Below are 26,219 nucleotides of genomic sequence, written 5' to 3'. Positions count from 1 at the left end.
GCCCGCTGACTTCAGACGCCATGACACTCTGCGTAGGTTTGCCCGGCCCCGCACCAGCACTCCGCCCCCCGCTGCGGCGGCCAGGCGATGGCCCGGCCGCGGGCTGCCAGGGTCGTCGCGTACTGCGGTAGCAGGGTGGTGTCCGTCGGGGGGGTGGCTTCCGAGGCGGCGAAGGCCTCGTAGGACGGAACCGTGCCGGTGACGATGCCGAGGTTGGGGGTGCCGGAGGCGCCGAGTTCCCGGAGGGCGGACTCTATGGTCGCCAGGTGCTCTGAGTGGGACGGGTACTCCGTGGACAGCGCCGGGTACGCCGACACCAGTTCGGTCAGCTCCGGGGCCGGCCAGTGCAGGACGGCCACCGGGAAGGGGCGGGAGAGGGCCTCGCGGTAGGCGCCCAGCTCCGCCCGGAGGCGGGAGATCTCCGCTGCCAGTTCGGCCGGGTTGTCCGAGCCGAGGGACCACACGCGTTTCGGGTCGTGGAGTTCGTCCAGGCTGACCGGGGACGTGTGGAGGGTGTCGGCGAGGGCGTCCCAGTCGTCGTGCGGCAGGCCCCGCATGCGGCGGACGCGGTGGCGGCCGTAGAGGAGGGGGTGGGTCGAGGGAGCGGGCTCGGCCGAGTCCGTCAGCAGGAGGCGGGCCGCCTCGCTGAACGTCTCCTCCGCCGCCTCCAGCTCGTCATGGGCCTCCAGCGCCTCCGCGATGATCACCCAGGGCGCCGGGTCGCGCGGGGCGGACGTGCGCAGGCCCTCGATGATCGCCCGTGCCTCCGCCTCGTGGCCGTACTCCCACAGGTTCGACGCCTTCAGGGCGCGGACGAGGGCGGGGTTGTCCAGGCCTTCGCCGGACGACAGGAGGCGGTCGTAGAGGGTGGTCGCCGCGGGGCGGTCGCCGGACAGTTCCAGGTGGGCCGCCGCCCGGAGGAGGAGGACCTCGGCGTCCTCGGGGTACAGGCCGGCGGTCCGCTCCAGGCGTGCCGCTTCGGCGGTGTGGTCGACGTTCTCGGCAGGCGTGTCGGGGCGCATGGGGGACACCGTACTGCCGGCCGGTGACGAAGGTGAGGTGTGGTGGGGCCGTGGAGGGGGACGGCGGCTGCCCCGGGAGTGGACTTCCGGCCGGTGTGCGGACCCGGTCGTACGGTGGCGCCGTCCACCTCGCCCAGGTACCGGAGGAGTGAACCCCCGTAATTACGCCCCCCGTTCGCGCAGCCCCAGTACGCTCGCCGCGCCCGCCAGCGCCAGCCCCGCCGACACCAGCAGGGCGAGATCCGCGCCGTGGGCCGGGCTGCCGGACGTCGTGGCGAGGGCGATGGTCAGGGCCACGCCGGCGCTGGAGCCGATGTAGCGGAAGGTCTGCTGGGCGCCGGAGCCCATCGCGGCCCGCTCGCGGGGCACGGACTCGACGGCGAGCAGGGGCAGGGCCCCGTTCAGCAGGCCGCTGCCGATGCCACCGGTGATCAGGCCGGGCAGCAGGCGGGTCCAGGAGCCGGAGCCGACGGCGCCGAGCATCGTCCCGACGGCGATCGCGTGCAGGACGAAGCCGAGGGCGAGTTGGACGCGCGGGGAGACGCGGCCGGCCAGGTGCTTGACCTGGAGGGCGACCGCGAAGCTCAGGCCGGACCAGAGCAGGAACAGCCAGGCGGTGCCGAGCGGGGACATGTGCAGTGCCTGCTGGAGCAGGGCCGGCAGGAAGCTGAACAGGCCGATCACCGCGAGACCGGTGAACAGGGCGCCCGCGGAGGAGGCGAGGAAGCGGGGGCGGCGCAGCAGGCCGAGGTCGATCATCGGGGTGCCGGTGCGGCGTTCCACCGCGACGAACACGGCGACCAGCAGGACGGCCGCCGCGAGGAGCAGACCCACCGGGGCGCGCAGCCAGCCGTCCCGGCCCAGCGTCAGGGCCGCGACCAGGGCCACCAGGGCCAGCCCGAAGGTCAGGGCGCCGAGTACGTCCGGCCGGCCGCCGCGCGGGGCGCGTGACTCGGTCAGCGCCCGGCGGCCGAGCGCGGCCACGAGGAGGGCGGCGGCGCCCAGGACGCCGTAGACCGTCCGCCAGTTCGGCAGGGCGCCCCCGAGGAGCGGGCCGAGGGCGATGCCGCCGCTGACGAAGGCGCCCCAGACGCCGGTGGCGTGCAGCCGGCCGCGCGGGCTCGGGAAGGCGTGCACGAGCAGCCCGAGGCTGCTGGCCAGCAGGGCCGCGCTGGCCGCGCCCTGGGCGACGCGGGCGAGGGTGAACATCCAGGTCGACGTGGCGAGGGCGCCGAGGGCGGTGGTGAGGCCGAGGGCGAGGGTGCCGGCGAGGAAGACCCGGCGGCGGCCGTGGTCGTCGGCGAGGCTGCCGGCCACCAGCAGGAGCGCGGCGAGGCCGAGCGGGGTGCCGTTCAGCAGCCAGGCCTGGGCGGAGAGCGGGGTGTGCAGCGCGGCCGCGGTGTCCGGGAGGGTGACCATCGGGGCGGTGTACGTCATCAGGGCGACGGCGGTGGCGGCGCTGGTCAGGGCGAGGGTGGCCCGGGGGCGTGCGGGGGCGTGCGGGGGCGTCGGGGGTGGTGGTGCCGCGTACGGCCGCGGGGGTCGCCGCGGCGTCGAGACCGGTCATGGCCCGTCCTGTCCTGTCTTCGCGCCGCCCGGCGTGGTGCCCGGCGGCAGCGCCTGCACCGGGCCCCTGTCCTGTTCACCGGGACCCGCGGCTTTCGGTTCGGTCATTGAACCGACCTGTCTCCGCCACCGTAGCACCGCGAGTTCGTTCATTGAACCCACTTCGGCCGGATGGATACAGTGGACGGCATGGCACTGGGCAAGGATTACGTGACGCAGGAGTGCGCCGTCGCCCGCGCGCTGGAGGTCGTCGGTGAACGGTGGACGCTGCTCGTCGTCCGCGACGCGATCTACGGCGTCCGGCGCTACAACGACTTCCTCGTGCACCTCGGCATCCCGCGCGCCGTCCTCTCCGCCCGGCTCAGGACGCTCACCGAGGAGGGCGTCCTCGAGAGGCGCCGCTACCAGGAGACGCCGCCCCGGGACGAGTACGTCGTCACCGAGCGCGGCATCGCCCTGTGGCCCGCGCTGCGCGCGCTGGGGCAGTGGGGGCGCGAGTACGTCGAGGAGACCCGGCAGCGCTCGTTCCGGCACGCGGACTGCGGCGGGGACGTCGGGCCGTACGGAATGTGCGCGGGGTGCGGAACTCTCGTGCCGGTCCCGGACGTTGTCATGATGCCGGGGCCGGGACTCGATCCCGCGCCGGCGGATCCGGTGAGCAGGGCGCTGCTGCGGCCGAAGCGGCTGCTGGAACCCCTGGTGCCGGATCCGGTGCACCAGGCACACTGACGAAGGTCCGAAGAGAAGGTCGAAGGGGGGAGTGCCGATGCGCGGCCGGGCTGCCGTCACGCGTCCCCTCGTCCTCGCGCTGCTCCTCGTGCACCTGCTGCTGCTCCAGGCCGCGTTGCTCGGTACCGGTGGCCTGTCCACCGCCGTCGCCCTCGCCGCGACCGCCACCGTCGCCGCCGGCCTCGCCGCGAGCGCCCTGCTCGCCGCCCGCCGTGTCCCCGCCCTACCGCCCACCCGCGTCCGCGAGGCGATACGCGACCGGGCCCGCCGTACGGCCTTCCTGTCCCAGCGTGACCCCGACGCGCCCGGCCGGCGGCGGCCCAGAGCACCGGGACCCGCCCGTCCGGCGACCGCCGCGTAGGGCACGTTCACCCGCACGCCAGCGCGTGACCCCGCGCGGGTCGTCCTGCCGATCTCCCTTCACTTCCGGCACGACGAGACCCCCGGAGGGCTCAGCCATGTCCGTTGTCAGTCACCTGGTCGAGCAGCTCGCCCATCTGCTCACCCCGCTCTTCCACGCCTCCGCGGCAGCCGCCGCGATCGTCCTGTTCACCGCGCTCGTACGGCTCCTCGTCCACCCGCTGTCCCGGGCCGCCGCCCGCGGCCGGCGCGCCCGCACCGCGCTCCAGCCGAGAGTCGCCGCGCTGCGCGCGCAGCACGCCGGCGATCCGCGGCGCCTGAAGCAGGCGGTGCTGGACCTGCACGCCGAGGAGAAGGTCTCGCCGCTCTCCGGCCTGCTGCCCGGCCTGCTCCAGCTCCCCGCCTTCTTCGTCCTCTACCACCTCTTCTCCAGCTCCACGATCGGCGGCGAGAGCAACGGCCTGCTCAGCCACCGCCTCCTCGCGGCACCGCTCGGCGGACGCTGGTCCGACGCGCTGGCCGACGGCGGGGTGTTCGGCCCGGCCGGGCTGGTCTACGCCGGCCTCTTCGTCCTCGTCGCGGCCGTCGCCGCCGTCAACTACCGGCGCGCCCGGCGGACGATGGCCGAGCAGCCGGTACCGGCGGGCGCGGGTGACGCGGTGCCGGGGCTCGACGCGGCCACCCGCGTGCTGCCGTTCCTGTCCTTCTTCACGCTCATCACCGTGGCCGTCGTCCCGCTCGCCGCCGCCCTGTACGTGGTGACCAGTACGGCGTGGAGCGCCGCGGAACAGGCCCTGTTGTCCCGCTGACCAGGCCCCCTTGTCCCGCTGAGCAGGCCCTGGCCACGGGCCGGTCCGGGCCGCGGTCCCGGTCCAGTCCGTGAACAGGGTCTTGCGGACTGGACGGCGGAATTGGAGGATCGTCCAGCCCTTCCGGCGGCTGCACCCGCCGGCCGGGCGCCCGCGATCGAGGGAGATTGTGACCATGAAGCTGCTGCGAGTCGGTACGGCAGGGGCCGAGCGCCCCGCGCTGCTCGACGCCCGGGGGACCCTGCGGGACCTGTCGGGCCTCGTGGACGACATCGACGGCGCGCTCCTCGCCGACGACACCGCGCTCGACCGGGTGCGGGCGGCGGCCGAGGCCGGTGAGCTGCCCGTGCTCGACGCGGCCGGACTGCGGATCGGGCCACCGGTCGGCCGCATCGGCAAGGTCGTCTGCATCGGGCTCAACTACCACGACCACGCCCGCGAGATCGGCGCCGAACCGCCGCCCGAGCCGGTGGTGTTCCTCAAGGCGCCGGACACGGTCGTCGGGCCGTACGACACCGTGCTGGTGCCGCGCGGCTCGGTCAAGACCGACTGGGAGGTCGAACTCGCCGTCGTCATCGGCCGTACGGCCCGTTATCTGGAGTCGGCGGAGGAGGGCCTCGCGCACGTCGCCGGGTACGCGGTGGCGCACGACGTCTCCGAGCGGGAGTACCAGATCGAGCGGGGCGGGACCTGGGACAAGGGCAAGAACTGCGAGACGTTCAACCCCCTGGGCCCGTGGCTGGTGACGGCCGACGAGGTGCCGGACCCGCAGCGGCTGTCCCTGAAGCTGTGGGTGAACGGGGAGGTCGAGCAGGACGGTACGACCGCCGAACAGATCTTCCCCGTGGGCGAGGTCGTGCGCTACCTCAGCCGGTTCATGACGCTGTATCCCGGAGACGTCGTCAGCACGGGGACGCCGGCGGGGGTGGCCATGGGCCGGCCCGAGCCCAAGCCGTACCTGCGGGCCGGGGACGTGGTGGAGCTGGAGATCGAGGGGCTCGGGCGGCAGCGGCAGGAACTCAAGGACGCCTGAGCCCCCACCGTCAGACGGACAGGAACTTCTCCAGGGCCTCCACCACCAGCTGGTGGTCCTGGAGTTGGGGCAGGCCCGAGACCGTGACCGCGCCGACGACACCCACGTCCTCGACCCGGACCGGGAAGGAACCGCCGTGCGCCGCGTACGTGTCGGGGTCCAGGCGGGAGGAATCCTCGAACGTCGTTCCCTTGGCGCGGAAGCGGGTCCCGACCAGGTAGGAGGAGGCGCCGTAGCGCTCCACGACCCGGCGTTTGCGGGCGATCCAGGCGTCGTTGTCGGGCGTGGAGCCCGGCAGCGCCGCGTGGAAGAGCTGCTGGCCGGCGCGGTGGATGTCGATGGCGACCGGCGCCCGGCGCTCCCGCGCCAGCCGCACCAGGAGTGAGCCGAGAGCCCAGGCGTCGTCGTGGGTGAACCGCCGGAAGACCAGGCGGCGTTCCTGTGCCTCCAGCTCCTCGGGGCCCGGGGTGAGGTCGGGGGTGGTCTGCGGGTGGGTCATCAGAGGGTCACCGTCACCTTGTCGCGGGCGGACCTGCGGGCCGCTTCCAGCACGTCGAGCGCGGCGGCGGCTTCCAGGGCCGTCACCGGGTTGGGGCCGGCGCCGGTCAGGGCGGCGGCGACGGCCGCGTAGTAGGCGGGGTAGTCGCCGGGGAGCGTCGGCACGGGGGTGCCGCCGCCGGTCAGCGGGGACTCCCCGGAACCGAGGCGGCCCCACAGGGCCTCGTCCTCCGCGCCCCAGTCGGGCACGGTGCCGGGACGGCTGCCCTCGCGCAGGGCCGCCTCCTGCGGGTCCAGGCCGTACTTGACGTATCCCGCGCGGGAGCCGAGCACCCGGAAACGGGGGCCGAGCTGGGCGGTCGTCGCGGAGACGTAGAGGTGGGAGCGGACGCCGTTCGCGTGGGTGAGCGCGAGGAAGGTGTCGTCGTCGGTCTCGGCGCCGGGGCGGCGGACGTCCGTCTCGGCGTAGACCTCGGTGACCGGGCCGAAGAGGACCAGGGCCTGGTCGACGACGTGGCTGCCGAGATCGTAGAGCAGGCCCCCGATCTCCGCCGGGTCGCCGGACTCGCGCCAGCCGCCCTTGGGCTGCGGGCGCCAGCGCTCGAAACGGGACTCGAAGCGCCAGGCGTCGCCGAGTTCGCCGTCGGCCAGGAGCCCGCGCAGGGTCAGGAAGTCGTTGTCCCAGCGGCGGTTCTGGAAGACCGACAGCAGCAGACCGCGCTCGTCGGCGAGGGCGGCGAGGCCGCGCGCCTCCGCCGCCGTGCCGGCGACCGGCTTGTCCACGACCACCGGCAGGCCCGCTTCGAGCGCGGCCGTGGCCAGCGGTACGTGCGTCTTGTTCGGGGAGGCTACGACGATCAGGTCCAGCTCGTCGGCGCGGTCGAACAGTTCGTCGGGGGTGGTGGCGAACCGGACGTCCGGGAACTCGGCGCGGGCCTGCTGCTGCCGTTCCGGCTGGGAGGTGACCACCGTGTCCAGGGCGAGGCCCTCGGTGGCGGCGATCAGCGGGGCGTGGAAGACGGAGCCGGCGAGGCCGTAGCCGATCAGGCCGACGCGGAGGGGGGCAGTAGTCATGACACCCACTTTGGCAACGCTGTTGCCAAAGTGCAAGCGGCGGGGACAATGGGTCGTGTGAACAGGACGAGGAACGGCGGACCGGCGGGAGCGAACCTGGGCGCGGTGCGCAGTCACAACGGCGCGCTGGTGCTGGGGCTGCTGCGGGACGCCGGGGCGGAGGGCATCAGCCGCCTGGAGCTGGCCGAGCGCACCGGGCTCACCCCGCAGGCCGTCAGCAAGATCACCGCGCGGCTGCGGGAGGAGGGCCTCGCCGCGGAGGCCGGACGGCGCGCGTCGACCGGTGGCAAGCCGCGGACCGTGCTGCGGCTGGTACCGGAGGCCGGGCACGCGGTGGGCGTCCACCTCGACCGCGACGAGCTGCGGGTGGTACTGGCCGACCTGGACGGGGCGGTGGTGGGGGAACGCCGCACCGCGCTGGACCTGGGGGCGGGCGCGCGGGCGGTACTGGACGCGGTGTGCGGCGCGGTCGAGGAACTGGTGACGGAGAGGCCGCCGGGCGGGCCGGCGGCCGGTGAGGGAGGGCTCCCCGGGGTCGGATCATTGCTGGGGGTGGGGGTCGCGCTGCCCGGGCCGCTGGACCATGTCCGCGGGGTACTGCACCGGGTCACCGGGTTTCCCGAGTGGGACGGCTTCCCCCTGCGGGACGCGCTCGCGGAGCGGCTGGGGGTGCCGGTGGTGGTGGACAAGGACACCAACGCCGCCGCGCTCGGACTGGCGGTCGGCAACGAGGACGGAGCCACGGCCGGCTCCTTCGCGTATCTGCACCTCGGCACGGGACTCGGCGCCGGTCTGGTGATCGGCGGGAGCGTGCACCGGGGGGCGCGGACCGGGGCCGGTGAGTTCGGCCACCAGGTGATCCAGCTGGACGGCCCGCTGTGCGAGTGCGGCAACCGCGGGTGCGTCGAGGTGCTGTGCCTGCGGGCCGCGGCGCGGGGGGAGGTGGCCGAGGCGGCACGCGTGCTGGGGGTGGCGGCCGGGAACCTGGTGGGACTCCTGGACATCGACGTGGTGCTGCTCGGAGGCCGTACGGTCGCGGGCGCGCCCGAGGTGTACGTGCGGGGCGTGGGCGAGGTGCTGGCGACACGGGCCCGCCGGGAGGGAGCGCGCACCGGGGGCGTACCGGTACGGGTCGCTCCGCGCGGGGAGCGGGCGGTGGCCGAGGGAGCGGCCCAACTGCTGCTGGCCCCCCTGTTCGGCCGCGGAGAAACCTGACCGACATCAGGAACCCCCTCCAACCCCACCCCCACCGGCTCAAGGCCCGGATACGAACTCCGCCCACCCCGTCCGTCGTCCCTACGCGCCGGAGGCCGGGTCGGCAGACAGCCCCACACCTCCCGGTCCCCCCGGCCTCCGGCGCGCATGCAGGGCGCCTGGCCCCAGCCCCCAGGGGCGCGGGAAACTGCGCGACCAGCCACCACGCACCCGCGGCCCGAAAGGCCCATCACCCCCCCGCCCGCCGACGCCCCGGCCCACCCCGCCTCCGGCGCCCATACGGCGTGCGCCACTCCCAGCCCCGCAGGGGCGCGGGGAACGGCGCGCGCAACCACCACGCACCCGCGGCCCGAAACAGCGGCACAAACCCCGGCTGCGCTGATCGAGCGGATTTGACCCCCGCCCCGGAGCGTCGGCACCGTACCTCCCGCCCCACCCGGCATGGTCATGTGTTCATGCGACTGCGCACGTCCCTCTCTCTCTGCCTCGCCACCGGCGCCGCCACCGCCACCGTCGTCGTGCCCGTGTCGCCGGATGCCGCCTTCGCCGACCCGGCCCCCTCCTGCGCCGGCGCCGACGCGCGGACCTTTCCGCTGGCCACCCGGATCCGCGGCGGCCCCGACTCCTACGAGGCGGGCGGCGGATACGGCACCTGGTACATCGATCTGACCAACACCACCCCCCGGGCCTGCGCCCGTATCCACCCGGTCGTCGTCCTGACCGACGACCGGCGCGCCCTGCGGCCGGAGCAGCCCCAGCTGGACTTCTACGAGGGCTCCCGCGTCCGGCCGGTCACCTTCGAGAGCACCGACGCGCACGAACTGGTCGGCGTGCTGGACGGCGCCGGGTTCGACGGGTTCACCGTGCCGCCCGGAGGCACGGTGAGCGTCCGGGTCCGCCTCGCGCTCACCTCCGACGCGCACGCCGGGAAGGTCACCGCCAACGCCGCCGCCGTGCAGCGCCGGGGCCAGGACGGGGACTGGGTCGGGGAGTCCAACCCGTACCGCTTCTCGATCGACGCGGACGGGGAGGACACACAGGACACCGGGGAGCCGACGGCCACCGCGTCCGGCAGCGCCCCGGCCAGCCCCACAAGCACCGCCACCCCGCCTTCCTCCCCGCCCTCCGCCCAGGAGGCTCAGCAGACCCAGGAGCCTCAGCAGACCCAAGAAGCTCAGCAGACCCAGGAAGCTCAGCAGACCCAGGAAGCTCAGCAGACCCAGGAGGCCCAGAAAACCCAGGAGCCACAGCAGGAAACGCAGGAAGCGCAGGAGACCGGGGCGGCGGACGCGGCAGACGCGGCCCAAGAAGCCGAGGATGCCGGAGAGGCCCAAGTGGCGCACGCGGCCGAGGAGGCCCAGGAAGCCGGGGAACGGGCGCGCGAGCTGGCGCGTACGGGACCGGGACTGGCCCGGGGGCTCCTCGTGGCCGTCGTGGCGCTGTTCGGCGCAGGCGCCGCCGCCTTCCTGCTGGTCCGAGGCCGCCACCGCTGAGGAACGGACTCGCGGGCGCCGCTCGGCGGGACCCCGTGTCCCGCCGAGCGGCGCCCGCGAGACCGTGCGGCGGCCCCGCGAGATGCCGGAGCCACGAGAAGGAAGACCGTCACCGGCCCGCTGTCGACAGGCGCGGCGGGCCGCCTGCCGGAGCCGGACCCCGGTCCCCGACGGTGACGTACACGCACTTGGGACCACTCCGCTCCCCGTCACCCGGCGATGCAGCCCCCCGTCGCCCGGAGGGGGCGCCCACCACCCGGTGATCGGCAGGGTACGGATCACGCCATGCTGACTAGGCTGGGGCCGTCGGTACGCCGTGGTTCCGGCGCCCCCGCTTCTCGCCCGTACGTACGCCTGGAGACGCTCAACATGGCAGACCGCAAGCCCATCGAGTCATGGCTCACCGACATGGACGGCGTCCTGATCCACGAGGGGGTGCCGATCCCCGGTGCCGAGGCCTTTCTGAAGCGGCTGCGCGAGTCCGGCCGGCCCTTCCTGGTGCTCACCAACAACTCCATCTACACCGCCCGTGACCTGCACGCGCGGCTGCGCCGCATGGGTCTGGACGTGCCGGTGGAGAACATCTGGACCTCGGCGCTGGCGACCGCCCAGTTCCTGAACGACCAGCGGCCCGCCGGCAGTGCCTATGTCATCGGCGAGGCCGGTCTGACCACGGCCCTGCACGACATCGGTTACATCCTCACCGACCACGAACCCGACTTCGTGATCCTCGGCGAGACCCGCACCTATTCGTTCGAGGCCCTCACGAAGGCCGTCCGCCTCATCAACAACGGCGCCCGGTTCATCGCGACCAACCCCGACAACGTCGGCCCCTCCGTCGAGGGTGACCTGCCCGCCACCGGCTCGGTCGCCGCGCTGATCACCGCCGCGACGGGCAAGAAGCCGTACTTCGTGGGCAAGCCGAATCCGCTGATGATGCGGGCCGGTCTGAACGCGATCGGCGCGCACTCGGAGACGTCCGCGATGATCGGCGACCGTATGGACACCGACGTGCTCGCCGGGCTGGAGGCCGGGATGCGGACGTTCCTGGTGCTCAGCGGTGTGACCCGGCCGGCCGACGTGGACCGCTACCCCTTCCGTCCCTCCCAGGTCGTGGACTCCATCGCGGACCTCGTCGACCTGGTCTGAGGAGTCCCGCAGCCCCGGTCCGTCCCGCTCCGCCCCGGCCGGCCGAAACCCGGTGTCACCCGTTCGGAGCAGCACAGCGTGTTCCTGGGATGCGCGGGGGCCCCGCGCGGGGGAGCCTCCTTGGTGACTGGAGGTTCACGATGGGCTCACTTCGCCTCACTCTCTGTACCGGATTCGTGGCCGTGGCCGCGCTCGTCCCGGCGGCCCACGCCGTCGCGGCGGACGGCGGCTCCGTCTCCGTGACCCCCGCCGCCCCGGCGCCGGGCGCCGATGTCACCCTGCGGGTCACCGGTTGCTCGGGCCGGCAGGGCACCGCCGCCTCGGCCGCCTTCGTCGCCGACGCCCGGCTGGCCGGTGCCCAGGGGAGCCTGTCCGGTGAGACCCGGGTCCGCACCTCCATCGAGCCCGGTGCGTACGAGGTGCGCATCACCTGCGCCGACTACGCGGTCACCGGCAGGATCACGGTGACGCGGGCGGGAGCCGGCCGGCGGGAGGAGACCGTCCGGCTGCCCGGCGCGGCCGCCTCCCCCGTCGCCCCGGTCCCCGCGGGCGGCGGCGGCACCGCGCACTTCGCCACGGTGGCCAGCACCGGCTCCGGGCCCGGCACCGCCCAGGCGGCCACCGGGCTGGCGCTCGCCGGCATCGCCGCGGTCGCCGTCGGGCTCCGGGCCCGCCGGAGCCGGGGTACGCGCTGAGACCCGCCATGGGCGACGACCACGGACGCACCACCAACGCCGGGCGGCTCGTCACCGGCCTGGCCTGGGCGGTGCTGCTGTGCGGGCTGTGGCTGTGGGGGCGGGGGGTGACGGGTGTACCGCACGGCGCGGACGGCCCCGCCACGGGCGATGTCTTCGGCGCCGGCCGTCCCGCCGACCCGGCCCGGCTGCCGCCCCCGGCGTCCCCCCTGCGCGCCGCGCTGCCGCAGCGCATCGACATCCCCCGGATCGGCGTCCAGGCACCGGTGGTGGCCCGGGGCCTGGACGCCCGTGGCGCCGTGGACCCGCCGCCCTACGCCCAGCCGGGCGTGGTCGGCTGGTACGGCGCCGGTGCCACGCCCGGAGCCCGGGGCGTGGCCGTGCTGGTCGGCCACGTCGACACCCGGACCCGCCCCGCCGTCTTCTACCGGCTCAGCACCCTGAGGGCGGGCGGGACGGTCCGGGTGGTCCGCGCGGACGGCAGGGTCGCCGAGTTCACCATCGACGACATCCGGGTCCTGCCCCGTGAGGACTTCGACGCCCGGCAGGCCTACGGCCCCCGCGAGCCGGGCCGCGCCGAACTGCGCCTGATCACCTGCGGCGGCTCCTTCGACCGGGCCACCGGCAGCTACACGGCGAACGTGGTGGTCTCCGCGTATCTCACCGGCACCGGCGACTGAGGAGGCGCCTACCCGCTGGCGGCGGCCACCAGGGACAGGCGGGTGCGGATGTTGCCGAAGTGGTCCCGTATGGCCCGTTCGGCCCGCAGGGAGTCGCCGGAGCGCACCGCGTCGAGAATCTCCCGGTGCTGGCGGCAGGTGACCCGCGGGTCCTGCGGCAGGTCCACGAGGTCCCGCTGCACCCGGTGGAAGGCGTCCCAGAACGCCTCCAGCACCTCGCCCAGCAGCACATTGTCCAGCCCCCGGTACAGGGTGGCGTGAAAGGCGCGGTCGGTGTCGGCGAGGCCCGCCCCCTCGGCTGCCTCCCGTTCCATGCGGTCCACGAGCGCCTCCAGTGCCGCCAGGTCCGCCTCCGGTAGCCGCCCGGCCAGCCGCGACACCAGTCCCGTCTCGACGGCCTCGCGCAGTTCGAGCAGCTGGAGCAGGGAGTCCTCGCCGCGGCGGTGGCCGGCGACGGTCCGGAAGGCCAGCCCCTCGATCATCGGCGCGAACGACATCGCGCCGACGTACGTCCCGAACCCGTGCCGGATCTCCACGATGCCGACCGCCTGGAGCGCCTTCAGGGCCTCCCGCACCGAGTTCCGGCTGACCCCGAGGAGCCGCATCAGCTCGGGCTCGGTGGGCAGCGGGGCACCCGAGGGCAGCCGCTGGTCCACGATCAGTTTCTTGATCTGTTCCTGAAGGTCCCGGGCTGCCATGGCGAGAGGGTATCCGGCCATTGTGGGGCATGCGGAAGGCCCCCCGCTCGCGCGAGGGGCCTTTCCGGTCGGTGCGCCGCCAGGGACTCGAACCCCGGACCCGCTGATTAAGAGTCAGCTGCTCTAACCAACTGAGCTAGCGGCGCCTGCTGACGAAGAGAACTCTACCCGACCCGCCGACGTGCTCCGACCACCCCTGGAGGCGCAGCAACCGGCCCCGGGACGGCGTACATCATTCGGACCGTCAACATGCGCGTCCCGCCGACAGTTGGAAAACTGATCAACGTGCACACCCGCGGACATATCACCCCTGAATGTGAGGCGGATCGCATGACCGCTCCGGTGTTCGAGGACATGGACCCGGCGGGCGACTGCGACTGTCCCGGCTGCGGCCTCCGGCGGCGGACGGACTCCCGTACGCGGCCCGCCCGCCTCGGCGGTCACCCGGCGGCCCGTGGGGTCGTGGTCGTGGCCGCCGCGTCCGCCTCCCTCGGCGCGGTCCCCCCGGCAGCCGCCCTCACCCCCGGCCACTTCCCGCACCGGCAGGCCCTGCCCGGCGACGGCGGGCCCAGCACCCCTCAGGGCACCAAGGCCCCGCTGCACGGGCCGGCGGCGAAGCCCCCCTCGGGGCCCGCCGCCGCTCCCGTCCCGGCCACCACCCGGACCGAGATCATCAACCGGGCCAGGACCTGGGTGGCCGCCCAGGTGCCGTACAGCATGGACGACTACTGGCCCGACGGTTACCGGCAGGACTGTTCGGGCTACGTCTCGATGGCCTGGGGCCTGCCGGACAACGAGTGGACGGGGAGCCTCGACCAGTACGGGGTGCGGATCACCAGGGAGGAGCTCCGGCCCGGCGACATCCTGCTCCACCACAACCCCGACGACCCCGAGCGCGGCTCCCACGTCGTGATCTTCGGCGGCTGGACCGACTACACGCACACCTATTACACGGTCTACGAGCAGACGCCCCCGGGTACCCGCCGCCAGGCCACGCCCTACCCCTACTGGAGCAACACCGACAAGTACGTCCCCTACCGCTACCAGGGCGTCACGCCGGCGACGGCCGGCGCGACCGCACCGATGGCCTATCCGGGCGCGGTCTCCTTCGGGCCGGGCGCCGACAACGGGTACGTCACCCTGCTCGGCCGGATGCTGACCGCCCGGGGCGCCGGCGCCTACTACCCCAGGGGCCCGGGGCCGGTCTGGGGCGATCCGGACCGGCAGGCCACCCAGGCGTTCCAGCAGGCCCAGGGCTGGACGGGCGCCGACGCCGACGGGCTGCCCGGTCCGGGCACCTGGGAGCTGCTCGTCACCGGCGGGGGCGAGGACATCACGGCCGGGGCGGCCGGGCCCCCGCGGCAGGTGCCCGGCTACCCGGGCCGGCGCTGGTTCCGGCCGGGCGCGGCCAACGACCACGTCACCCGGCTGGGCGCGCAGCTGGTGCGGAAGGGATTCGGCCGGTTCTACCCGCTCGGTCCGGGTCCGCACTGGGGCGACGCGGACCGGCGGGCCGTGGCCGCCTTCCAGCGCGCCCAGGGCCGGCGCGGCGGCGCGGCGGACGGCTACCCGGGCCCGGACACCTGGCACCGCCTGTTCGCCTGACCCCCAGCATCCCCCGGCACCCCCACGTATGACGCACGCGTACGACCCGTTCCCCTGTTCATGACGCATCTGGCGCGGAGGCTGGAGGCTCGCATGAGTACCACCACATCGCACACACCGCCCGAATCCGAGGGGCATCCGGACGGCGGCGCCGCAGGTCCCGTCGCCCGGCCCGCCCGCCTCATCCAGAACGAGGCGACCACCGAGATCCCCGTCCATCTGCTGTTCCGGGACGATCCCGACCCGGTGCAGGTGCCGCTGAGGCCGGCCGTCGTGGCCCGCCGGCAGGGCACCGGCGAACAGCCCCGCCAGCGCCACCCGGCCCCGGTGCGCGGGCGGCCCCGGCCGGAGGTCGACCCCGGCCTGGTGGAGCGCCCGGCGCGGGTGCTGCCCGGGGCGGCCGGGGTGCTGGCCGGGGTGTGCGGGCTCACCGGCTGCCTGGCCGCCACCTGGTGGGCAGGCATGCTGCCGCCGTATGTGTCCCAGGCGCTGCGGCTGCCGGCGTACGCGGGCGTGGGCCTCGGCCCGGCGCAGTGGGCGGCGTACGCCGGGGCCGGGGCGCTCGGCGCGTTCGGCTTCAGCGGGCTGACCCGGTGCCGGACCGGGCGGGCCTGGGTGCTCGGCCTGTTCGGCCGCTACCGGGGGACGGTCCGGCGCACCGGGCTGCTCTGGGTGAATCCGCTGGTGCGGCGCCGCCTGATGGACGTGCGGCTGCGGCACTGGCGCAGTGAGGCGATGACGGCGGCGGATCCCGACGGGATGGCCCTGCGGGTGGTCCTGCTGGTGGTGTGGCGGGTGCGGGACACGGCGCGGGCCCTGCTCGGGGTCGAGGACCACGAGGGCTATCTGCGCGAGTGCGTGGAGGCGGCGCTGGCCCGGGTGCCGGTGGAGCCGGCGGGCGGGACGCGGGGCGGGGTGACGGCAGCCGGGGACGCGCTGACCCGGCTGGTGGCGACGGAGACGGCGCCGGTGGGCATGGAGGTGTTCTCGGTGCGGCCGGTACGGGTGGAGTACGCCCCCGAGGTCGCCCCCGCGATCCACCGGCGCCGGATGGCCGCGCTGGACGCCCGGCAGCGGGCCAGCATGCTCAACTCGGTGGTCGACTCGGTGGAGGACACGGTCACCCGGCTGACCGTGCGCGGGCTGGTCGAACTCGACGACTACGAGCGCAAGGTGCTGGTCCGTGACCTGACGGTGGCGTTCTGCTCGGGACGCGGCGAACCGGTCTAGGGCAATCGCCGATTGGTATGGACATGTTCAACTAACGGCAATATCCTGGGTCTTGGTCTAGACCTACCCTGCACCAGCTCATCGAACTCCCCCACGTTCTCCAGGAGCGGCAGCATGCGCACCAAGACCAAGTTGTCCGCAGTCGTGCTGGGCGCGGTGACCGCGGGAGCCTTCGCGCTCTCCACCGGCGGCGCCAGCGGGCACGGCTACACCGATCTCCCCATCAGCAGGCAGAAGCTCTGTCAGAACGGCACCGTGGCGAACTGCGGCCAGATCCAGTGGGAGCCGCAGAGCGTCGAGGGCCCCAAGGGCTTCCCGGCCGCTGGACCCGCCGACGGCCAGCTCTGCAACGCGGGACAGGGCCAGTTCTCCCAGCTCAGCGCGCCCACCACACCGTCCGGCGCGGCGTGGCCGACCACCAGGGTGACGGGCGGTCAGTCGTACACCTTCCGCTGGCAGTTCACGGCCATGCACGCCACGACCGACTTCAAGTACTACGTCACCAAGCCGGGCTGGAACCAGAACCACGCGCTCACCCGCTCGGACCTCAACCTCACGCCGTTCCTGACGGTGCCGTACAACGGCCAGCGCCCGCCGTCCACCCTCAGCCACAGCGGCACCCTGCCGTCCGGGCTGAGCGGTCACCACGTCATCCTCGCGGTGTGGACGGTCGCCGACACGGGCAACGCGTTCTACGCCTGCTCGGACGTCACCTTCTGATCCACGTCCGGGCACGATCCGGAAACTGAGCTTCCCCTGAGGTCGGCGGACCGGCCGACCGGATAGGTTCCGGCCACGCCGACCGACCGTAACGGCGTACCGACCTCGGGGGAATCTCATGCAACTGTTCTTCTACGCCGTGCCGAGCCTGATGCTCGCCGCATTCGCGTTCGCCGCGTTCCGCCTGGTGCGCCGCGCCCGGCGGATCAACAGAACCTGGGCGAACGGCCTGACGGCCGAGGCGCGCTGCCTGCGGATGTACACGACGACCGGCGGCGGTGGCGGGGACACCTCGGTGCGCACCACCCTGCACCACGTCTACGAGTTCACCACCCGCGAGGGACGCACGGTCCGCTTCGCGGAGGAGGACGGCCCCGCGACCGTCCTGGAGGGCGACTTCACGACCGTCCGCTACCTGCCGGAGGCCCCCGAGCGGGCCACCGCGCTGCCGCCCGCGCCCGGCAGGCTCGCGGCCGGCACCGGCTGCCTGCTGGTCTTCCTGGGCGTGGCCGCCACCATCTGCGTCGGCTTCATCTTCCTCGCCCATTCGATCTTCACGATGTCGGACGGCCTGATGCCGTAGCCCTCAGGGGGCCGCCGGAAACGGCGAAGGGCCCCTTGCTCGCGCGAGAGGCCCTTCATCCGTGTGCGCCGCCAGGGACTCGAACCCCGGACCCGCTGATTAAGAGTCAGCTGCTCTAACCAACTGAGCTAGCGGCGCGTGACTCCCGCCGTCCGCTGCACGCGGCCGGCGACGAAGAAAATAATACCTGGTCCGGTCGGGTGCCGGTGACCACCCCGGGGCCGCCCGGGAGAGGCGCTCAGAGCGCCATCGAGAGCAGGACCGGGGCCACGCTGCGGTTCAGGGTCCGCGCCGCCTGCCTCAGCCGGTGCGCGTCCCGCACCGGCAGCGACAGCGCCAGACAGCCCACCGAGGAACCCGCCGTGATCGGGACGGCCGCGCAGACCGTGCCGACCGCGTACTCCTGGAGGTCGAGCACCGGCACCGTCGGCGGCTGGGACTCCAGACGGGACAGCAGCAGCTTGTCGCTGGTGATGGTGTGCGAGGTCAGACGGGCCATCCGGTGCCGGGAGAGGTGGTCGCGGCGGCCGTTGTGGTCCAGCTGGGTCAGCAGGCTCTTGCCGACCGCCGTGGCGTGCGCCGAGCAGCGGAAGTCCACCCATTCGTTGACCGCCGGGGTGGCGGGCCCGGCGGCGTACTGGGTCACCCGGACCTCGCCGTCGACGTACCGGCTGAGGTAGACGGCCGCGCCGACCGCGTCCCGCAGCCGGTCCAGGGTGTGCTGGAGCTTGTCGCGCAGAGCCGGCTCCCGGCCGTGCGCCGAGGTGAGCCGGCGCAGGGTGTCGCCGGTGACGTACGCCCCGCCGGTGATCTGCTCGACGTAGCCCTCGCGGCGCAGCATGCGCAGCAGCGCGGTGAGCCGCCCGGGGCCGAGCGCGGTGCGGCGGGCCAGCTCGGTGTCGGTGACGCCGGCGGGGTGCCGGGCCACGGTCTCCAGGACGCGCAGCGCGTCCTGGACGGAGTGGTACGGGGTGGTCGGCTCGATCCTCATGGCGCTCCCCCTCGGCCGCGATCCGGGTCGGCGGATCCTCACCACGATAGCCGTCGGACACCCTCCGGGAAGAGGGGCTTGGTGAGATCACGTCCGTGCGTTCGACCGCCCGGCCGGAACCCGGCTCCTCCTCCCCGCGCGCCGTGTCGCAGAGGACCGCGCCGAGGAACTCCCGGGACGCATCTCCTGGGTCACGCACAGCATGGTGATGTCCGTGCCGGGCGATCGCCACCCGCTGCTGCCGGCCGCCGGAGAGCCGGGTGGGCCTGGCGTCGCGCTTGCGACGGCCACCCCGGTTCCCGGCGGTCTCCGTCACGTGCACCCCTCCCGGGGTCAGTGACCGGGCACGTAGCCGCGCGTCTTGTCGACCACGTTCGGCAGCGGCCGGCCCGCCGCCCACCGCTCGTACGACTCCACGAACTGCGCGCCCAGCTCGTCGCGCCAGCCGGCCGTGTCCCCGCTCATGTGCGGGGACACGATCAACCCCGGCAGCTCCCACAACGGGCTGTCCGCGGGCAGTGGTTCGGCGGCGAACACGTCCAGGGCCGCGCCCGCGATCCAGCGCCGGGCCAGCGCCCGGGCGAGGGCCTCCTCGTCGACCAGCCCGCCCCGGCCGACGTTCACGAAGAACGCCGAGGGCTGCATCACGCCGAACCGGTGCGCGTCGAACATGCGGTACGTCTGACCGGTCAGCGGGGCCGCCGCGATCACCCAGTCCGCGCGGGCGATCAGCCGGTCGAGGTCGGCAGGGCCGTGCACGCCGGTCCGCGGCACCCGCCCGACCAGCGCAGGCGTCACCCCCAGGGCCTTCAGCGTGCGGGCGGTGGCCCGGCCGATCGGGCCGGAGCCGACCACGCACGCGCGCGTGCCCGCCACCCGCCGGCCCTCCCGGTGCCGCCAGGTCCGCTCCCGTTGCAGTTCCAGGGTGCGCGGCAGATCCTTGGCGACCGCCAGGACGAGGGCCGCCACGTACTCGGCGACCGGCTGGTCGAAGATGCCGCGCGCGTTGGTGACGACCGTGTCGGACGCGGCCAGTTCCGGGCACATCAGATGGTCGACACCCGCACTCGCGGTGTGCACCCAGCGGGGCCGGGGCCCGTCACCGGGCCAGGCCTCGCGCACCGCGTGCGAGGTGAAGTCCCAGACCAGCAGCACGTCCGCGGCCGGCAGCCGTTCGGCCAGGTGCGCGGCGTCCGTGTGCACGATGCGGGCGCGGCCGGTGAGACGGCCCAGCCGGGGCGGCGGATCGGCGTCGAGGACGAGGACGGTCGGCGTCATGCGGGGCGGCTCCCGGCGTCTGGCCTGCGCGGACGGCCCACGCTCGCACCCGGGCCCACGGTCGTCAACACGGCCGATGGCGCCATCCGTCGCCCACCGCTCCCGGCGCGTCCGCGACGGCGATGTGGGCAGCACCGCGCCGAAGGGGTATCCGCACCATGAGGCTTTACCGGGCGCCGCCGCACGCGGCTGCCCGGCCATGGCCCGTACCGCCCGACGCGCAGCAGGAAGGCTGGACATGACCGCACTCGGACTCCTCACCCCGGGCCACTCGGCAGAGGACGACTATCCACGCATCGAGCAGCTCCTGGGCAGCGACATCCGCGTGGACCTGGCGCACACCGGCATCGGCGACGACACGCGCCGCGGGGACACGCCGGGCGGGACGGACTCCGCCGAGCGGCTCGCCGAAGGAGTGGCGGCGCTGCGGCTGGCCGGGGTGGAGGCGGTGGTGTGGGCGTCCACCAGCGGCAGCTTCGGGCACGGCTGGGAGGGCGCCCAGGAACAGGTGCGGACCCTGGCCCGGCTGGCCGGGATGCCGGCGTCGTCGACGTCGTTCGCCTTCGTGCACGCGGCCCAGGAGATCGGCGTCCGGCGGGTCGCCGTCGGCGCCACCTACCCGGCGGACGTGGCCGAGCTGTTCGCCCGGTTCCTGCGGGCCGGGGGTCTGGAGGTGACCGGGGTGCGGTCCTCGGGGGCCCGCACGGCCGCGGAGGCCGCCACCTGGGAGGAGGAGGACCTGCTGACGCTGGCCCGCGCGGCCGACACCGCCGACGCGGAGGCAGTGCTGCTGCCGGACACGGCCCTGCACACGGCCGCCCACCTCCCGCTGCTGGAGAAGGCGCTGTCCAAGCCGGTGCTCACGGCCAGCCAGGTGACGGTGTGGGAGGGGCTCAGGCTGGCGGACCGGCGGGTGAACGCGCCGTCGCTGGGGACCCTCTTCACCCGGGAGCCCCGGGTCCAGGCGTAGCGACCGCGTACGGCCGGGGGACGCCCGCGGAATAACCGGAGACCGCCTCCTGTTAGCCACGGCGGGACGGCACACGCCTGCCGTCCCACGCCTGACAGCACCGCCCGATCACAGGAGGCCCCCACCGTGTCCGCAGCCGAGGCAGACGAGATCCGGGGCACGACGCACGGCACCGCGCCCGCCCCCCTGTCCGTACTGGACCTGGTGACCGTCGGCGCGGGCAGCACCGCCACCGACGCGCTGCGCACCAGCGTCGCGCTCGCCCGGTTCACGGAGTCCCGCGGCTTCCACCGGTACTGGGTCGCCGAGCACCACTCGATGCCCGGTGTGGCCTCCTCCTCGCCCGCCGTGATCCTCGCCCACCTCGCCGCCCACACCGACCGCATCCGGCTCGGCTCGGGCGGCGTCATGCTCCCCAACCACGCCCCGCTGGTGATCGCCGAGCAGTTCGGCACGCTGGAGGCGATGGCGCCGGGCCGCATCGACCTCGGCCTCGGCCGGGCGCCGGGCACGGACGGCGCCACGGCCGCGGCCCTGCGCCGTACCGCCACCCTCGACGAGGGCGCCGACGACTTCCCGCAGCAACTGGCCGAGCTGACCCGCTTCCTGGACGACGACTTCCCCGACGGCCACCCCTTCCGCCGCATCCACGCGATCCCCGGCCCGGTCCAGGGGAGCACGCCCAGCGGTGTGCAGTCCCCGCACCGCCCGCCGGTCTGGCTGCTCGGCTCCTCCGGCTTCAGTGCCCGCCTGGCCGGGACGCTGGGCCTGCCGTTCGCCTTCGCGCACCACTTCTCCGCGCAGAACACCCTCCCGGCCCTGGACTTGTACCGGCAGACGTTCCGCCCCTCCGCGGTCCTCACCGAGCCGTACGCCGTCATCGGTGTCTCCGCGCTCGCCACCGACGACGAGCGGGAGGCCCGCCGCCAGACCCGGGCGATGGCGCTGAACATGATCCGGCTGCGCACCGGCCGCCCCGGTCTGTTCCCCGACCCGGAGGAGGCCGCACGGCACGAGTTCAGCCCGATGGAGGAGGAGTTCGCCGCCTCCTGGACGACCAACGTCGTGCACGGCACGGCCGACGAGGTCCGCGCCGGCCTGGACGACCTGCACAAGCGCACCGGCGCGGACGAGCTGATGCTCACCTCCCACGCCCACCGCGGCGAACTCCGCCTGCGCTCCTACGAACTGATCGCCGACGCCTACGGGTTGCCGACCGCGTAGGTCTGCGCCTCCAGCAGCTCGGAGATACGGTCGGGCGGCACCGGACGGGAGTACAGCCAGCCCTGTCCGGTGTCGCAGCCGATCCGGCGCAGCCGGGTGGCCTGGGCGGAGGTCTCCACGCACTCGGCGGTGACCGTCAGGCCGAGGCGGTGGGCCAGCTGGATCATCGCCTCCACGATGACCTCGTCGGCGGGGTTGGGGGCCAGCGCCTTCTTGTCGCCCTCGTACTGGAAGCCGCGCACGAAGGAGCCGTCCAGCTTCAGGACCGAGACCGGCAGCCGGCTGAGATAGGCGAGGTTGGAGTAGCCGGTGCCGAAGTCGTCGATGGCGATGCGCACGCCCATGTCGCTGAGGGCCTGGAGCGCCTGGAGCGGGCGGCCCGCCGAACCCATCACCGCCGACTCGGTCAGCTCCAGCTGGAGCAGTTGCGGGGCGAGCCCGGTCTCGGCGAGGGTCTGCGCCACGTCGGCGACCAGGTCGGAGTCCCACACCTGGCGTACGGCCACGTTCACGCTGACGAAGATGGGCGGCTCCCCGGGGTTGTCCGTCTGCCAGCGGCGGGCCTGCCGGCAGGCGGTGGCCAGCGCCCAGCGGCCGAGCTGCACGATCGAACCGTCCTCCTCGGCCAGTCCGATGAACCGATTGGGCGTCAGCGTGCCGAACTGCGGGTGGTTCCAGCGCACCAGCGCCTCCACGCCGCTGAGCCGTCCGTCCTCCATGCCGACCAACGGCTGGTACTCCAGGGCGAACTCGCCGCGTTCGACGGCGGGGCGGAGCGTGGACGACAGGGCCTGACGGGTCATGCGGTGGGCGTTGCGCTCGGGGTCGAACAGCGTCCAGCGGCCCTTGCCGTCGGCCTTCGCCCAGTACAGGGTCGTGTCCGCCGCCTGCATCAGACCGGTCGCGGAGGTCCCCGCCGCATGCCGTTCGACGACACCGATGGACGCGGTCGACGACAGCCGCTGCCCGCCCAGGTCGAAGGGCTCCTCCAGCGCCCTCAGCGCCGACTCGGCGAGATCGGCGAGTTGTTCGGTGCCGGTGGAGTCCTCCACCAGCAGGGCGAACTCGTCACCGCCGAGCCGGGCGACCAGGGGAGTGGCGGCCCGTGCGCGCCCGGCCTCGTCGGCGACCCGGGTCAGGCGCTCGGCGACGGCCGCGAGGAGCCGGTCGCCGAAACGATGGCCGAGAGTGTCGTTGACGGCCTTGAATCCGTCGAGGTCGAGATAGCACAGGCCGATCCGGCCGGTGCCGCTGCGCTCGTACGACTCCGCCTCCAGCGCGGCCGTCAGCCGCTCGAAGAACAACGCGCGGTTGGGCAGCCGGGTCACCGGGTCGTGCATCTCCAAGTGCCGCAGCCGGGCCTGGAGTTCGCGCCGGGCGCTGATGTCGGTGGCCGACATCAGCACGCCGGGCTCGCCGCCGGCCAGCGGGGCGACGGTGACCTGTACCCACACCGAGTGCCCCTGGGGGTGCTTGAGCCGGCGGGTGCAGCGCAGGCGGCCCTGTCCGTCGCGCAGCACCTCGCCGTAGGCGTGCCGGCTGCGGGCGTCCGAGGCCAGGCCGACCAGGCCGGCGGCGGGCCGCCCGGTGAGCGTCGCCGGATCGGCGCCGATCAGCTCGCCGAAGGCGGCGTTGGCGCTGACGACGAGTCCCTCGGGGTCCACGACGGCCATGGCGAGCGGGGCCGCCGCGAAGACACGATGGTAGGAGATATGGTCACTGACTGTGACGGCTGACCGGTCGAGGTCTGCCGCGGGCGTCGGCCCTTCGGACGTTCCGCTCACCGCTCGCTCCCGCAGTGCACTCGATCTCTGTCCGTGCCGGAAAGTGTGCCGATCATAGAGGCTGGCCCCCCGCCCTTCCAGCCACTGTCCAGTGTCCCGGACGGGACACAGGTTCTGACAGATCGTTTCTGCCCGCACCTGGACGGGTTCTTCAGGCCTCCGACCGGTTGTGACGTTCCGTGAGTGTTTCGGGGTGTCGGGCGCCGAAATGCGTCGGCGGCCGACGGCGGGACGCTCACCCTTCTGGTGCAGGCAAACGCGGCAAAACATGACAAACAGCAGCAATCTGGGTGCGGGTCCCCGAACCGTGTCCGGAGGTCATGTCCGTGCCCAAGCTGCGCAGCACCGCCGCCGTGTTCACCACGATGTCGGCGCTCGCCGCGACCTCGATCCTCACCGGCCCGTCGGTCGCCGAGCCCTTCTCGACGGCGCCCTGTGCCCTGCACCGGACCGAGGCTCACCACTCGGAGGGCCTGGACACCTGGAACACCGCCTACGCCCGCCCCACCGGCACCGTCGACGCCGTCCTGGTCTTCCTCTCCTTCCCGGACGCCACCCCGCGCACCAGCCCCGCCCAGCTGACCGCCGACCACTTCCCCGTCACCAGCCGCTTCTTCGCCCAGGCGTCCTACGGCCGGTTCGCCCTGCGTCCCCATCCGCTCCCGCGCTGGCTGCGCATGCCGCGCTCGTCGACGGCGTACGCCATGCGGCGGGACTGGAGCGCCGAGGACCGGGCCGCCTATCTGCGGGACGCGTTCGCCGTGGCCGACGAGCAGGTCGACTTCTCCCGCTACCGGGTCGTCTATTTCGTCGCCGACCCGGACGCGCCCGGCGTCGACTCCGACGCCACGAAGGTCGTGAACCTCGACACGCCCCTGCACGTGGACGGCACCGACATCCGCCGGGTCGTCACGGTGTTCGAGAAACACCCGCCGGACCGTCTCGTCCTCGCCCACGAGACCGGCCATGTCTTCGACCTGCCCGACCTCTACCACCGCCCCGTCGACGGCAAGGGCGACTGGGACACCTACGTCGGCGACTGGGACCTGATGGGCAGCCAGTTCGGACTCGCCCCGGACCTCTTCGCCTGGCACAAGTGGAAACTCGGCTGGCTCGATCCGCGGCAGGTGGTGTGCGTGCACGGCACCGCGCCGACCCGCCTCACCCTGGAGCCCCTCGCGGCCGGGCCGGGCGTCGCGGTGCAGGCCGCGGGCGGCGCCCCCGCCTTCGGCCTCGGGCACGGCGCCAAACTGGCGGTCGTGCGCACCGGCCCGGACAGCGCCCTGGCCTTCGAGGCACGGGGCGCGGCCGGCAACGACCGCGCCTCCTGCCGGCAGGGCATCCTGGTCTACCGGGTTCGCGGCGGCGCCGAGTCCGGCGGCGGCCCGGTGGAGGTCGTGGACGCCCACCCGCGCACCGAGGCCTGCTGGGAGAACTCGGTCTATCCGCCGCTGGCCGACGCGCCGGTCTCCCTCGGGGAGAGCTTCACCGTGCCCGGGGAGGGCGTGCGGGTGGAGGTGGAGGACCGGACGGCCTCGGGGGCGTGGACGGTGCGGATCACCCCGGCGATGAGTGACTGAACCCCCGGCCGGCACGGGAACGGGAAAGGCGGGCCACATCCGGCACCAAACCGGTTGTGACCCGCCCTCGTCATGTGCGCCGCCAGGGACTCGAACCCCGGACCCGCTGATTAAGAGTCAGCTGCTCTAACCAACTGAGCTAGCGGCGCCTGCTGACGTCGTAGACCTTAGCATCCTGGTCGGCAGGAGGAAAAATCGATATCCGCACGGCCGCCCGGGCCGCCCGGACGGCCGCCCAGAGCAGGGTCTCGGGTCCGGGCAGCCAGGGGTGCCGGGCGTCGGGGGCGACCAGCCAGCGGGAGACGCCGGGGGTGTCGTTCCCGGCCGGGGCGGGGGCCGGCACGGTCACCGCGTCCCCGGTGCCGTGGCACAGCAGCGGCGGCACCGCCCGCGTCCGCCGGGACCCCCACTCCTCCCAGGCCAGCAGGGAGGGCAGCCGCTGGGCCGTGCCCGGGGCGGTGAACATCAGGGCCCGGCCCCGGAACACCGCGACGGGCCCCGACCCCGGGCCCTCGTCCCACAGCCGGTCCAGCATCCGGCGCCCGAAGGCCACCGGGGCGCTGACCACGTCGAAGACGGCACCGCAGGGCAGGACGACCGGGGCGTTCGGATGCTCCTCCCACAGGGCCAGGGTGCTGCGCGGGTACGTTCCTGCCGAGGCCAGCCAGGCGATGCCCTCGGCACTGACACGGGTGACGTTCGGTGCGCTGCTCATGTGACCCAGGTGTACAGCCAGTGAGCGGACGGTTCTCCAGAGTTGCCGAAAGCTGGGACAGGGGCCGGAGGGGAGGAGTATCTTGCCCGCCTGGCATATGCCTGGGAGGTACCCGGGTGCCGGGCGCGGCGTGCGGCTACCCGGGATCGACGGGCGTCCGCCCCTCGACGTTCCCCCGCAGCAGGTCCCGCCCGAACTCCACCATCTTCTTCGCGTAGTCCTCGGTCCACTCCGCGCGCTCGGCGATGTCCGCCGTCGTCAGCCGGTCGAACCGGCGCGGGTCGGCGAGCTGGGCCGCCGCGAGAGCCTGGAACTCCACGGCCCGGTCGGCCGCCGCGCGGAACGCCTGGGCCAGCTCCGTCGACCGCGCCAGCAAGGCCCGCGGATCCTCCATCGACTCCAGATCGAAGAAGTGTTCCGGATCGGCAGCCGCCTCCGCGGGCTCGAAGAGCAGGGGCGCGGGGCGTAGCCGCGGTTCGTTACGACGCGGCGTGGGCTCCGCCATGTTGTGTCTCCTC

General features: G+C 74.0%; 26 protein-coding genes and 3 tRNA genes. 16 read left to right on the top strand and 13 right to left on the bottom strand.

The features are described from left to right. Window positions 1-11: 11 nt before the first annotated feature. On the bottom strand, window positions 12-1,022 hold the full coding sequence (locus tag AB0F03_RS14215) for an SEC-C metal-binding domain-containing protein (RefSeq protein ID WP_361990493.1): 1,011 nt from the start codon (window positions 1,020-1,022) through the stop codon (window positions 12-14). A gap of 162 nt (window positions 1,023-1,184) precedes the next feature. Further along, complete coding sequence (locus AB0F03_RS14210) at window positions 1,185-2,489, bottom strand: MFS transporter (protein ID WP_361990845.1); 1,305 nt, start codon at window positions 2,487-2,489, stop codon at window positions 1,185-1,187. A gap of 288 nt (window positions 2,490-2,777) precedes the next feature. Here AB0F03_RS14210 and AB0F03_RS14205 point away from each other — a divergent pair, with 288 nt between their 5' ends. The 4 genes from AB0F03_RS14205 to AB0F03_RS14190 all read left to right on the top strand — a co-directional run bounded on the left by AB0F03_RS14205 (window position 2,778) and on the right by AB0F03_RS14190 (window position 5,519). Next, window positions 2,778-3,317 (top strand): helix-turn-helix domain-containing protein, encoded by a 540-nt coding sequence (locus AB0F03_RS14205; RefSeq protein ID WP_361990490.1) that lies wholly within the window; start codon window positions 2,778-2,780, stop codon window positions 3,315-3,317. A gap of 37 nt (window positions 3,318-3,354) precedes the next feature. Next, window positions 3,355-3,678: a DUF6412 domain-containing protein gene (locus AB0F03_RS14200; RefSeq protein WP_361990487.1), complete on the top strand. Its 324-nt coding sequence runs from the start codon at window positions 3,355-3,357 to the stop codon at window positions 3,676-3,678. A gap of 97 nt (window positions 3,679-3,775) precedes the next feature. Next, the gene (gene yidC / locus AB0F03_RS14195) at window positions 3,776-4,486 is read left to right on the top strand and encodes a membrane protein insertase YidC (protein WP_361990484.1); all 711 of its coding nucleotides are present in this window, start codon (window positions 3,776-3,778) and stop codon (window positions 4,484-4,486) included. 175 nt (window positions 4,487-4,661) lie between these two features. Continuing rightward, window positions 4,662-5,519, top strand: a complete 858-nt coding sequence (locus AB0F03_RS14190) for a fumarylacetoacetate hydrolase family protein (RefSeq protein WP_361990482.1) — start codon at window positions 4,662-4,664, stop codon at window positions 5,517-5,519. A gap of 10 nt (window positions 5,520-5,529) precedes the next feature. Here AB0F03_RS14190 and AB0F03_RS14185 read toward each other — a convergent pair whose 3' ends face one another. Continuing rightward, on the bottom strand, window positions 5,530-6,018 hold the full coding sequence (locus tag AB0F03_RS14185) for a heme-degrading domain-containing protein (protein WP_361990479.1): 489 nt from the start codon (window positions 6,016-6,018) through the stop codon (window positions 5,530-5,532). After that, a complete protein-coding gene (locus AB0F03_RS14180; protein WP_361990476.1) occupies window positions 6,018-7,091 on the bottom strand; it encodes a Gfo/Idh/MocA family oxidoreductase in 1,074 nt (357 codons plus the stop codon). Before AB0F03_RS14180 ends, AB0F03_RS14185 begins: the two co-directional genes overlap by 1 nt. Window positions 7,092-7,148: 57 nt before the next feature. Between AB0F03_RS14180 and AB0F03_RS14175 the strand changes: the two genes are divergently transcribed. From AB0F03_RS14175 to AB0F03_RS14155, 5 genes are all read left to right on the top strand, one after another. Then, on the top strand, window positions 7,149-8,306 hold the full coding sequence (locus AB0F03_RS14175) for an ROK family transcriptional regulator (protein ID WP_361990473.1): 1,158 nt from the start codon (window positions 7,149-7,151) through the stop codon (window positions 8,304-8,306). Between the two features lie 455 nt (window positions 8,307-8,761). After that, complete coding sequence (locus tag AB0F03_RS14170) at window positions 8,762-9,799, top strand: hypothetical protein (RefSeq protein ID WP_361990470.1); 1,038 nt, start codon at window positions 8,762-8,764, stop codon at window positions 9,797-9,799. Window positions 9,800-10,168: 369 nt separating this feature from the next. Continuing rightward, a complete protein-coding gene (locus AB0F03_RS14165) occupies window positions 10,169-10,948 on the top strand; it encodes an HAD-IIA family hydrolase (protein WP_361990467.1) in 780 nt (259 codons plus the stop codon). Window positions 10,949-11,088: 140 nt separating this feature from the next. Then, window positions 11,089-11,643, top strand: a complete 555-nt coding sequence (locus AB0F03_RS14160; protein WP_361990464.1) for a hypothetical protein — start codon at window positions 11,089-11,091, stop codon at window positions 11,641-11,643. Between the two features lie 8 nt (window positions 11,644-11,651). Beyond that, window positions 11,652-12,323 (top strand): class F sortase, encoded by a 672-nt coding sequence (locus AB0F03_RS14155; protein ID WP_361990462.1) that lies wholly within the window; start codon window positions 11,652-11,654, stop codon window positions 12,321-12,323. Window positions 12,324-12,331: 8 nt separating this feature from the next. Here AB0F03_RS14155 and AB0F03_RS14150 read toward each other — a convergent pair whose 3' ends face one another. Then, entirely contained in the window at window positions 12,332-13,021 is a 690-nt protein-coding gene (locus tag AB0F03_RS14150; protein ID WP_361990460.1) for a FadR/GntR family transcriptional regulator, read from the bottom strand. Between the two features lie 72 nt (window positions 13,022-13,093). Continuing rightward, window positions 13,094-13,167, bottom strand: a tRNA-Lys gene (locus AB0F03_RS14145). A gap of 184 nt (window positions 13,168-13,351) precedes the next feature. Here AB0F03_RS14145 and AB0F03_RS14140 point away from each other — a divergent pair. The 4 genes from AB0F03_RS14140 to AB0F03_RS14125 all read left to right on the top strand — a co-directional run bounded on the left by AB0F03_RS14140 (window position 13,352) and on the right by AB0F03_RS14125 (window position 17,159). Next, a complete protein-coding gene (locus tag AB0F03_RS14140; protein ID WP_361990457.1) occupies window positions 13,352-14,626 on the top strand; it encodes a peptidoglycan-binding protein in 1,275 nt (424 codons plus the stop codon). Between the two features lie 93 nt (window positions 14,627-14,719). After that, window positions 14,720-15,856: an SPFH domain-containing protein gene (locus tag AB0F03_RS14135; protein ID WP_361990454.1), complete on the top strand. Its 1,137-nt coding sequence runs from the start codon at window positions 14,720-14,722 to the stop codon at window positions 15,854-15,856. A 114-nt stretch (window positions 15,857-15,970) separates the two neighbouring features. Next, window positions 15,971-16,576, top strand: a complete 606-nt coding sequence (locus tag AB0F03_RS14130) for a lytic polysaccharide monooxygenase (RefSeq protein ID WP_361990451.1) — start codon at window positions 15,971-15,973, stop codon at window positions 16,574-16,576. A 118-nt stretch (window positions 16,577-16,694) separates the two neighbouring features. After that, window positions 16,695-17,159: a DUF3592 domain-containing protein gene (locus tag AB0F03_RS14125; protein ID WP_361990449.1), complete on the top strand. Its 465-nt coding sequence runs from the start codon at window positions 16,695-16,697 to the stop codon at window positions 17,157-17,159. A gap of 64 nt (window positions 17,160-17,223) precedes the next feature. On the opposite strand, the gene AB0F03_RS14120 is transcribed toward AB0F03_RS14125, so the two are convergent. The 3 genes from AB0F03_RS14120 to AB0F03_RS14110 all read right to left on the bottom strand — a co-directional run bounded on the left by AB0F03_RS14120 (window position 17,224) and on the right by AB0F03_RS14110 (window position 19,428). Further along, window positions 17,224-17,297, bottom strand: a tRNA-Lys gene (locus AB0F03_RS14120). Between the two features lie 100 nt (window positions 17,298-17,397). Then, window positions 17,398-18,150 (bottom strand): IclR family transcriptional regulator C-terminal domain-containing protein, encoded by a 753-nt coding sequence (locus AB0F03_RS14115; protein WP_361990446.1) that lies wholly within the window; start codon window positions 18,148-18,150, stop codon window positions 17,398-17,400. Between the two features lie 333 nt (window positions 18,151-18,483). Beyond that, window positions 18,484-19,428: a D-2-hydroxyacid dehydrogenase gene (locus tag AB0F03_RS14110; RefSeq protein WP_361990443.1), complete on the bottom strand. Its 945-nt coding sequence runs from the start codon at window positions 19,426-19,428 to the stop codon at window positions 18,484-18,486. A gap of 238 nt (window positions 19,429-19,666) precedes the next feature. Between AB0F03_RS14110 and AB0F03_RS14105 the strand changes: the two genes are divergently transcribed. Continuing rightward, a complete protein-coding gene (locus tag AB0F03_RS14105) occupies window positions 19,667-20,398 on the top strand; it encodes a decarboxylase (protein ID WP_361990441.1) in 732 nt (243 codons plus the stop codon). 126 nt (window positions 20,399-20,524) lie between these two features. Then, a complete protein-coding gene (locus AB0F03_RS14100; RefSeq protein ID WP_361990438.1) occupies window positions 20,525-21,622 on the top strand; it encodes an LLM class flavin-dependent oxidoreductase in 1,098 nt (365 codons plus the stop codon). Here the strand turns inward: AB0F03_RS14100 and AB0F03_RS14095 are convergent. Beyond that, window positions 21,601-23,406 carry an EAL domain-containing protein gene (locus AB0F03_RS14095; RefSeq protein ID WP_361990436.1) on the bottom strand — a complete coding sequence of 602 codons (1,806 nt, stop codon included), beginning with the start codon at window positions 23,404-23,406 and terminating at the stop codon, window positions 21,601-21,603. The genes AB0F03_RS14100 and AB0F03_RS14095 overlap by 22 nt on opposite strands. Window positions 23,407-23,726: 320 nt before the next feature. Between AB0F03_RS14095 and AB0F03_RS14090 the strand changes: the two genes are divergently transcribed. Continuing rightward, on the top strand, window positions 23,727-24,986 hold the full coding sequence (locus AB0F03_RS14090; protein ID WP_361990433.1) for a M6 family metalloprotease domain-containing protein: 1,260 nt from the start codon (window positions 23,727-23,729) through the stop codon (window positions 24,984-24,986). A gap of 75 nt (window positions 24,987-25,061) precedes the next feature. Here AB0F03_RS14090 and AB0F03_RS14085 read toward each other — a convergent pair. The 3 genes from AB0F03_RS14085 to AB0F03_RS14075 all read right to left on the bottom strand — a co-directional run bounded on the left by AB0F03_RS14085 (window position 25,062) and on the right by AB0F03_RS14075 (window position 26,206). Then, window positions 25,062-25,135 (bottom strand) — tRNA-Lys (locus tag AB0F03_RS14085). Next, a complete protein-coding gene (locus AB0F03_RS14080; RefSeq protein WP_361990430.1) occupies window positions 25,126-25,701 on the bottom strand; it encodes a bifunctional DNA primase/polymerase in 576 nt (191 codons plus the stop codon). Before AB0F03_RS14080 ends, AB0F03_RS14085 begins: the two co-directional genes overlap by 10 nt. 136 nt (window positions 25,702-25,837) lie before the next feature. Beyond that, window positions 25,838-26,206 (bottom strand): hypothetical protein, encoded by a 369-nt coding sequence (locus AB0F03_RS14075; RefSeq protein ID WP_356823818.1) that lies wholly within the window; start codon window positions 26,204-26,206, stop codon window positions 25,838-25,840. Window positions 26,207-26,219: the final 13 nt, after the last annotated feature.

The sequence above is a fragment of the Streptomyces sp. NPDC028722 genome, assembly GCF_040637655.1.
Classification (GTDB): Bacteria; Actinomycetota; Actinomycetes; order Streptomycetales; family Streptomycetaceae; genus Streptomyces.
The sequence above is the reverse complement of the archived record's forward strand: the minus strand, read 5'-3'. Positions and strand labels throughout refer to the sequence as shown.